Origin of the sequence: Deinococcus rhizophilus, assembly GCF_030271215.1 — a bacterium.
GTDB classification, from domain to species: Bacteria; Deinococcota; Deinococci; order Deinococcales; family Deinococcaceae; genus Deinococcus; species Deinococcus rhizophilus.
In genome coordinates this window covers 1-7880 of record NZ_JASNGB010000134.1, presented here as the reverse complement: position 1 = coordinate 7880, position 7880 = coordinate 1, and the positions used below count along the sequence as shown (strand labels likewise).

General features: G+C 69.5%; 5 protein-coding genes. 2 read left to right on the top strand and 3 right to left on the bottom strand.

The annotated features are described in order from the left end of the window. Positions 1-192: 192 nt before the first annotated feature. The 3 genes from nusB to ligA all read right to left on the bottom strand — a co-directional run bounded on the left by nusB (position 193) and on the right by ligA (position 3271). Positions 193-681, bottom strand: a complete 489-nt coding sequence (nusB, locus tag QOL99_RS12645; RefSeq protein WP_285524308.1) for a transcription antitermination factor NusB — start codon at positions 679-681, stop codon at positions 193-195. 31 nt (positions 682-712) lie between these two features. Continuing rightward, a complete protein-coding gene (locus QOL99_RS12640) occupies positions 713-1054 on the bottom strand; it encodes an Asp23/Gls24 family envelope stress response protein (protein ID WP_285524306.1) in 342 nt (113 codons plus the stop codon). 129 nt (positions 1055-1183) lie between these two features. Further along, positions 1184-3271: an NAD-dependent DNA ligase LigA gene (ligA, locus tag QOL99_RS12635; protein ID WP_285524305.1), complete on the bottom strand. Its 2088-nt coding sequence runs from the start codon at positions 3269-3271 to the stop codon at positions 1184-1186. 254 nt (positions 3272-3525) lie between these two features. Here ligA and QOL99_RS12630 point away from each other — a divergent pair, with 254 nt between their 5' ends. Both QOL99_RS12630 and uvrA read left to right on the top strand, forming a co-directional pair. Then, entirely contained in the window at positions 3526-4638 is a 1113-nt protein-coding gene (locus tag QOL99_RS12630) for a BMP family lipoprotein (RefSeq protein ID WP_285524310.1), read from the top strand. Positions 4639-4892: 254 nt separating this feature from the next. After that, positions 4893-7880, top strand: a 2988-nt coding sequence (gene uvrA, locus QOL99_RS12625; protein ID WP_285524302.1) for an excinuclease ABC subunit UvrA, incomplete at its 3' end; no start/stop codon positions are given.

Here is a 7880-nt window from a genome sequence, read left to right as displayed (position 1 = left end):
GCCGCCGCCTCCGAGAGCAGCGCGGCGGCGGCGGGCGCTCCGGCCAGGACCCGCGCGGTCATACGGATTCCGGCCCAACAGTTACAAAACTGTTCAACCCGAGCGGGGCGAGAAGAAACAAAACGGTTGCCGGGAAAGGAGTTCCCCCATCAGCGCCCCTGGGATAGGAGCACGGATTGGACGGCAACCGGATCACGCGCCCCGGTGCTCGGAGAGCGTGCGGCTGAGGCCCCCCAGCACCCCGTTGACGAAGCGGCCCGAGTCTTCGCCGCCGAACTTGCGGGCGATGCGGACGGCACTCTCGATCACCGGGGGGTGCGGCTCGCCGGTGTACAGCAGCTCAAAGGTCGCCAGCCGCAAGACGTTGAGGTCCGTCTGGGCCATCTGCCCGAAGTCCCAGCCGCGAATGGTGCGGCGCAGGCGGTCGTCCACCTCGGCGCGGTGCTGGTCGAGCCCCTCCACGAGTTGCCGGGCAAAGGCCAGCGCCTCCTCGTTCAGCGGGGTAAAGGTGTCGTCGCCCTCACGCATGGCGCCCTCTGCACGGGTCAGGACGGCGGGGAGAGGCAGTCCCGCCCCGTCCCCGCCGCCGCGCTCGGTCTCGAACAGCACCCGGAAGGCGAACTCGCGGGCGGCCCTGCGGGTGCCGACGGGCGGCTGGGCACGGTCGCGGCGACGGGTCACCGGGCCTCCCCGCAGCGGAGCGGTGGCCGGATCAAGCGGCCCCCTCGCGCGGCAGGGTCACGCCCAGCACGCTGACGTTGACGGCCCTGACCTTCAGCCCCGTCATCAGTTCGATGTTCTCGCACACGGCCCCCTGCGCCTGCCGCGCCAGCCCGACGAGGCTGCGGCCATATTCCACGTTCAGACCCACCTCCACGGTGACCTGTCCGCCCTCACGGGTCACCCGCAGGGCGCGGGGACGGCGCGGGCTGCCCTGCTGGCGCAGCACCTCCCCCACCTTGAGGGGCGCGGCGGCGATCTCCACGCCCTCGATGCCGTCCAGCGTCGTGGCGGCGATGTCCGTCAGGACACTTTTGCTGATCTCTACGTCCATATCAGGAGACAGTGTAGCCGGGGCGGGTGGGAGGCTGGTGGCCTGTGGACCGTGGCGGGTGAAGAAAAGAGGGAGGTGGGCGACGTTCAGCGCGTCGCCCACCTGCCTCGACAAGCCACACGCCACGAGCTACACGCCCCGCTCCTCCAGCAGCGCCGCCAGTCCCGCCTCGTCCAGCACCGCGACGCCCAGCTCCTGCGCCCGCGCGAGCTTGCTGCCCGCGTCCTCGCCCGCGACGAGGTAGGAGGTCTTTCCGGTGACGCTGCCGGAAACGCGGGCGCCCGCCGCCTCCAGCTCGGCCTTGATGGCCTCGCGGGGGCGCGAGAGGCTGCCGGTCAGCACGAAGGTGAGTCCGGCGAGGGCGTCGCCGCGCGGGGCCGACTCCTCGACCGGGGCGACCCCGGCCCCGCGCAACCGGCGCAAGAGGTCCTGCATCGTCTCGTCGGCGAGGGCGGCGGTCACGCTTCCCGCCAGCACGCCGCCCATGCCGGGCACGGCCTCGATGCTCTCCGGGGTGGCGGCCAGCAGCGCGTCCAGCGTGCCAAAGGCGCGGGCCAGCGCCTGGGCTCCGCGCTCGCCCACGTGGGGGATGCCCAGGGCGTGAATCAGGCGCCACAGCGGACGGGTCTTGCTGGCCTCCAGTTGCCCCAGCACGTTGGCGGCCTTTTTCTCGCCGCTGCGCTCCAGGGCCGCGAGCCCCTCGGCGGTGAGGTGGTAGAAGTCGGCGGCGTCCCGCACCAGCCCGGCCCCGAGCAGTTGCTCGACGAGTTTCTCGCCCAGGCCGCGCACGTCCATCGCGCCCCGACTCACGAAGTGGCGCAGCCGCTCGTACTGCTGCGCGGGGCAGGCGGGATTGGGGCAGTAGGTGTTGGCGTCGCCCTCCGCCCGCACCGCCTCGTGCCCGCACTCGGGGCAGTGGGTCGGAAAGACGTAGGGCTGCGCACCCTCCGGCCGCTTGTCCACGACCACCCGCAGAATCTGAGGAATCACGCCGCCCGACTTGCGGACGACCACGGTGTCGCCGATCCGCAGGTCGAGGTCCCGGATGTAGTCCTCGTTGTGGAGGGTGGCGCGGCTGACCGTGCTGCCCTCGATCAGCCGGGGCGCGAGGTGCGCCAGGGGCGCGAGTTTCCCGGTGCGGCCCACGTTGATCACGATGTCTTCCAGGGTGGTTTCGACCTCCTCCACCGGAAACTTGTAGGCGATGGCCCACCTGGGAGCGCGGCTGGTGAACCCCGCCTCCTCCTGCGTGGCGAGGGAATCAAGCTTGAGGACGGTGCCGTCGGCGTCGAACTCGAAGCCCGAGCGGTCCTGGGTCATGCGGCGGTGGTAATCGGCAGCGGCGGCGATCCCGGTGACCGTCTCGGTGTGACGGCTGGTGGCAAAGCCCTGGGCGGCCAGCCACGCGAGCAGCTCGGCCTGGGTCCGCACGGGGCTGCCCTTCAGGGTCAGGGCGTCCCGCTTGCCGAGGCTGTAGAAGACCGCTTTCAGGCGGCGCGAGCGCGTGACCTCGGGGTCCTTCTGCCGCAGTGCCCCGGCCGCCCCGTTGCGGGGATTTTTCAGCAGCGGCAGCCCCAGTTCCTCGGCGCGGGCGTTGTAGGCAGCGAAGTCGGCCCGCGAGAGGTAGACCTCGCCGCGCACCTCCAGCTCGCCCGTCAGGCCCGGCAGCTCGCGCGGGATGCCCGGCACGGTGAGCACCTGCTCGGTGACGAGTTCGCCCACGCGGCCATTGCCGCGCGTGGCGGCCCACTGCAGCACGCCGCCGACGTAGTACAGGTTCACGCTCAGGCCGTCGATCTTGAGTTCGCCGGTGTAGGTAAAGCCGTCGTATTCGGGCGGCAGCCCCAGCGCCCGCGCCAGCTTCTCCTGCCACTCGCGCAGTTCCCCATCGTCAAAGACGTTGTCGAGGCTGGTCATCGGGGTGGGATGGTCCACGGGCCGGAAGGCCGCGCTGGGCGTTCCGCCGACTGTCTGGGTGGGCGTGCTCTCCCCCACCCACTCGGGGTGGGCTTCCTCCAGCTCGCGCAGCTCGCGGACCAGGCGGTCGTACACGTCGTCAGGAAGCTCGGGGTTGTCGAGTTCGTGGTAGGCGCGGGCGTGCCGCTCGACCTCCGAGCGCAGGGCCAGGTAGTCGGCCTGGGTCGCCCCGGCGGGGCGGGTGCCTAGGCGGGGAGTGGGGGGGGCGCTGGGGGGGGTGCCGGGGGCGGCGTCGGTCATGGGGGGCAGCCTAGCAACCGCTCCACGCCCCGGCCAGCGCTCAAGAAAGGGTCAAGGAAAGACGGGGCGACCGCTCAAGACGCGCTCACCCGTCCCGGCCAAACGTGACTCCCCTCAGGTCTAGACACCCTGCCGATTTCGTATACTCTGGACCGGGTCCAGACCGTGCTTGCCGAGAGATTGAGCCTGCCGCGACGGAACCCCACGCACTGCGACTGTTCCACTCCACTGGAGGAACCATGAAGAATGTGTCTATGAAGCAGGTCCTGACCCTCGTTCTGGCGGCTACCGCCACGACCGCCACCCTCGCCACGGCCCAGGGCGCCCTGCGCGTCGGCATGGCCTACGACGCGGGCGGCAAGTTCGACAAGAGCTTCAACCAGTCCGCCTACGAGGGCGGCGTGCGGGCCCAGAAGAACCTGGGGATTCGCCTCAACGACTTCGAGCCCAGCGACCCCAGCCAGACCATTCAGGGCATTCGCAACTTCGCCAACCAGGGCTTTGACCTGACGATCGGCGTGGGCTTCGCGAACAACGCCTCGATCACCCAGGTCGCCAAGGAGAACCCCGACCTGTTCTTCGGGCTGGTCGACGACGTGTCTCCCCAGAAGAACGTCGCCAGCATGGTGTTCGCCGAGCAGGAGGGCAGCTACCTCGTGGGCTACCTCGCCGCGCTGAACTCCAGCACGGGCGTGGTGGGCTTTGTCGGCGGCATGGACATCCCCCTGATTCACAAGTTCGAGGCCGGGTACAAGGCGGGCGTGCTCGCCGCCAACCCCAGGGCCCGCGTGATCGCCCAGTACGTGGGCACCACCCCCGACGCCTGGAACAACCCTGGCCGGGCCAAGGAGATCGCGGCCTCCATGCGCTCGCGCGGCGCGGACATCATCTTCGCGGCGGCGGGCGGCAGCGGCAACGGCGTCATCGACTACATCAAGCAGACCCAGTGCCTCAAGGCGGCCAACCTGCCCTCCGGCGTGAAGTTCAATACCAACAACTTCTCCAAGGTCCGCAAGAGCGCCGCCTACACCCGGGCCTGCGCGGGCAACACCCGCCCGATGTTCTTTATCGGCGTGGACTCCAACCAGAACCGCCTCGGGGACTTTGACGGCAACGCCGCGACCATGAACCACGGCCTGACCTCGATGCTCAAGCGCGTGGACAACGCCGTGTACGCGCTGATCAACGATGTGAAGAACGACCGCTTCCGGGGTGGCGAGCGCCGCTTCGGGCTCAAGGAAAACGGCGTCGGGTACGCGGTCGACCAGTACAACCGCGCCCTGATCCCCAGCACCCAGATCGCCCGCGTCGAGGCGATCAAGCAGCGCATCATCAAGGGCCAGGTCAAGGTGCCCAGCACCCGCTGACCCTCCCCCCCCTCTCCCGGCCGGGCCGCTTCCTACTGGAGCGGCCCGGTTTGCTGGCCCGGTTTGCTGGCCCGGTTTGCTGGCCCCGTTTGCCTGTCCGGGAGGCCCGTCCCTGCGCCCTGTCCCGTCCCCGGACCAGGTGCTACAATGGCCCGTTTCAGAGCGAAGGACAGACCCGTCCTTACGCATCAGGCAGAATCCCCCGGCGGCGCGGGCCTGTACCACGGCGCCGCCGCCCCAAAGGAGTTTCCGGCTTGCAGAACCAGAATCTGGTGGTGCGCGGCGCACGCGAACACAACCTCAAGAACGTCACGGTGGAGCTGCCGCGCGACAAGTTCGTGGTCATCACAGGGGTGTCGGGCAGCGGCAAGAGCACCCTGGCCTTCGACACCATCTATGCCGAGGGCCAGCGCCGCTATGTCGAGAGCCTCTCGGCCTACGCCCGGCAATTTCTCGGGCTGATGGAAAAGCCCGATGTGGACGGCATCGAGGGGCTGTCCCCGGCCATCTCCATCGACCAGAAGACGACCAGCCACAATCCCCGCTCGACGGTGGGCACCGTCACCGAGATTCACGATTACCTGCGGCTGCTGTACGCGCGGGTGGGCACGCCCTACTGCCCGGTCTGCGGGCGCAAGATCGAGAAGCAGTCGCCCAGCGAGATCACCGGGCGGCTCCTCTCGCAGTTCCCGGACGCCCGCGCGATCCTGCTGGCCCCGGTGGTGCGCGGGCGCAAGGGCGAGTACCGCAAGCTGCTGGCCGACCTGCGGCGCGAGGGCTTCTCGCGGGTGCGGGTGGACGGCACGTTGTACGAACTGGAGGAAGCCGAGAAGCTCAAGCTGGAGAAGTTCGAGAAGCACGACGTGGACGTGGTCGTCGACCGCCTGACCCTGCGCGAGAGCGACCGCAGCCGCGTCGCGGAAAGCGTGGAGCTCGGTTTGAGGCGGGGCGAGGGCCTGCTGCGCGTGCTGCTGCCCGAGGCGGGCGAGGGCGGCACGCCCCACGAGGAACTGTACTCCGAGCAGTTCGCCTGCCCGGAACACGGCAGCGTGCTCGAAGAACTCGAACCGCGCTCCTTTTCCTTCAACAACCCCTACGGCGCGTGCGGCGACTGCGCGGGGCTGGGGCACAAGAACGAGTTCTCGCCCGAGCTGGTGGTGGACGAGAACCTGAGCATCGCCGGGGGCGCGATCCTCCCCTGGAGCAAGAAGGGCACGGGCGGCGGCGTCTATTACTGGGACAAGCTCAAGGCACTCTCCGAGCATCTGGAGTTCGACCTCAAGACGCCGTGGCGCGACCTGCCGGACGCGGCCAGAAAGGCGATCCTCTACGGCCCCGGCGAGCCGTTCGAGGTGGTGTACCGCCGGGGCGGCAAGGAGACGATGCGCTTCATGACCGAGTTCGAGGGGGTCATGACCAACCTGGAGCGGCGCTACGCCGACACCGAGTCGGAGTACATGCGCGAGAAGCTCGAGGAACTGATGGAGATGCGGCCCTGCCCGACCTGCGGGGGCACCCGCTACAAGCCTGAGATTCTGGCCGTGCGGGTGGGGGGCCTGAACATCTCGCAGTCGAGCGGGATGAGCGTGCTGGAGGCCGACGCCTACTTCGGGCGCCTGCAAGACGGCGGGCTCGACCACGACGCCATCGCCCCGCATCTGGGCGGGCATCTCGGCGGCACGGCGCGGGCACACGCCCCCCGGCGCTACGAGTACGGGCTGGGCGAGTTCGGGACGGCGGTGGCGGCTCCCATCCTGCGGGCGATCCGCACCCGGCTGCGCTTTCTGGTGGACGTGGGGCTGGACTACCTCAGCCTCGACCGCACCGCCAACACGCTCTCGGGCGGCGAGGCGCAGCGCATCCGGCTGGCGACCCAGGTGGGCTCGGGCCTGACCGGCGTGCTGTACGTGCTGGACGAACCCTCCATCGGCCTGCACCCCAAGGACAACGGGCGGCTGATCGGCACCCTCAAGAACCTGCGCGACCTGGGCAACACCTTGATCGTCGTCGAGCACGACGAGGACACCATGCTGGAGGCCGACTACCTGGTGGACATGGGGCCGGGCGCCGGGGTCCACGGCGGCGAGATCGTGGCGGTCGGCACGCCGGGCGAGGTGCGGGACAACCCCGCCAGCCTGACCGGGCAGTACCTGCGCGGCGAGCTGAAGATCGAGGTGCCCGAAACCCGGCGCCGGGGCAACGGGCGCAAGCTGCGGGTCGTCGGTGCCCGCGAACACAACCTGCAGAACGTGACCGCCGAGATCCCGCTGGGCACCATGACCGTCGTGACCGGGCCGAGCGGGTCGGGCAAGTCCACCCTGATTCACGACATCCTGCACGCCACGCTCGCCCGCGAGCTGAACCGGGCCAAGACCAATCCGGGCCGCTACGAGCGCATCGAGGGCATGGAGCACCTCGACAAGGTGATCGAGATCGACCAGAGCCCCATCGGCCGCACGCCGCGCTCCAACCCGGCGACCTACACGGGCGTCTTCACCGAGATCCGCGACCTGTTCACCCGGACCCCGGAAGCGCGGCGGCGCGGATACGCCTCGGGGCGCTTTTCCTTCAACGTGAAGGGCGGGCGCTGCGAGCACTGCAAGGGCGACGGCGTGATGAAGATCGAGATGAACTTCCTGCCCGACATCTACGTGCCCTGCGAGGTGTGCAAGGGGGCGCGGTACAACCGCGAGACGCTGGAGGTCAAGTACAACGGCAAGACCATTTCCGAGGTGCTGGACCTGACGGTGGAGGACGCCCAGAAGTTCTTCGAGGCGATTCCCCCCATCGAGCGCAAGATGAGCGTGCTGTGCGACGTGGGGCTGGGCTATATGAAGATCGGGCAGCCGTCGACCACGCTCTCGGGCGGCGAGGCGCAGCGCATCAAGCTGGCGACCGAACTCAGCAAGCGGGCGACGGGCAAGACGATCTACATCCTCGACGAGCCCACGACCGGGCTGCACTTCGAGGACGTGCGCAAGCTGATGGGCGTGCTCGACCGGCTGGCCGAGGGCGGCAACACCCTGGTCGTGATCGAGCATAATCTCGATGTGATGAAGTGCGCCGACCACATCATCGACCTGGGGCCCGAAGGCGGCGTGCGGGGCGGGACGGTCGTGGCGACCGGGACCCCCGAGCAGGTCGCCGCGCACCCCACGAGCCACACCGGGGAGTACCTGCGCCGGGTGCCGGGCATCGTGCCCGCCGCAAGCGGGACGCCCCCGGAGGCCGAACTCGTCGCT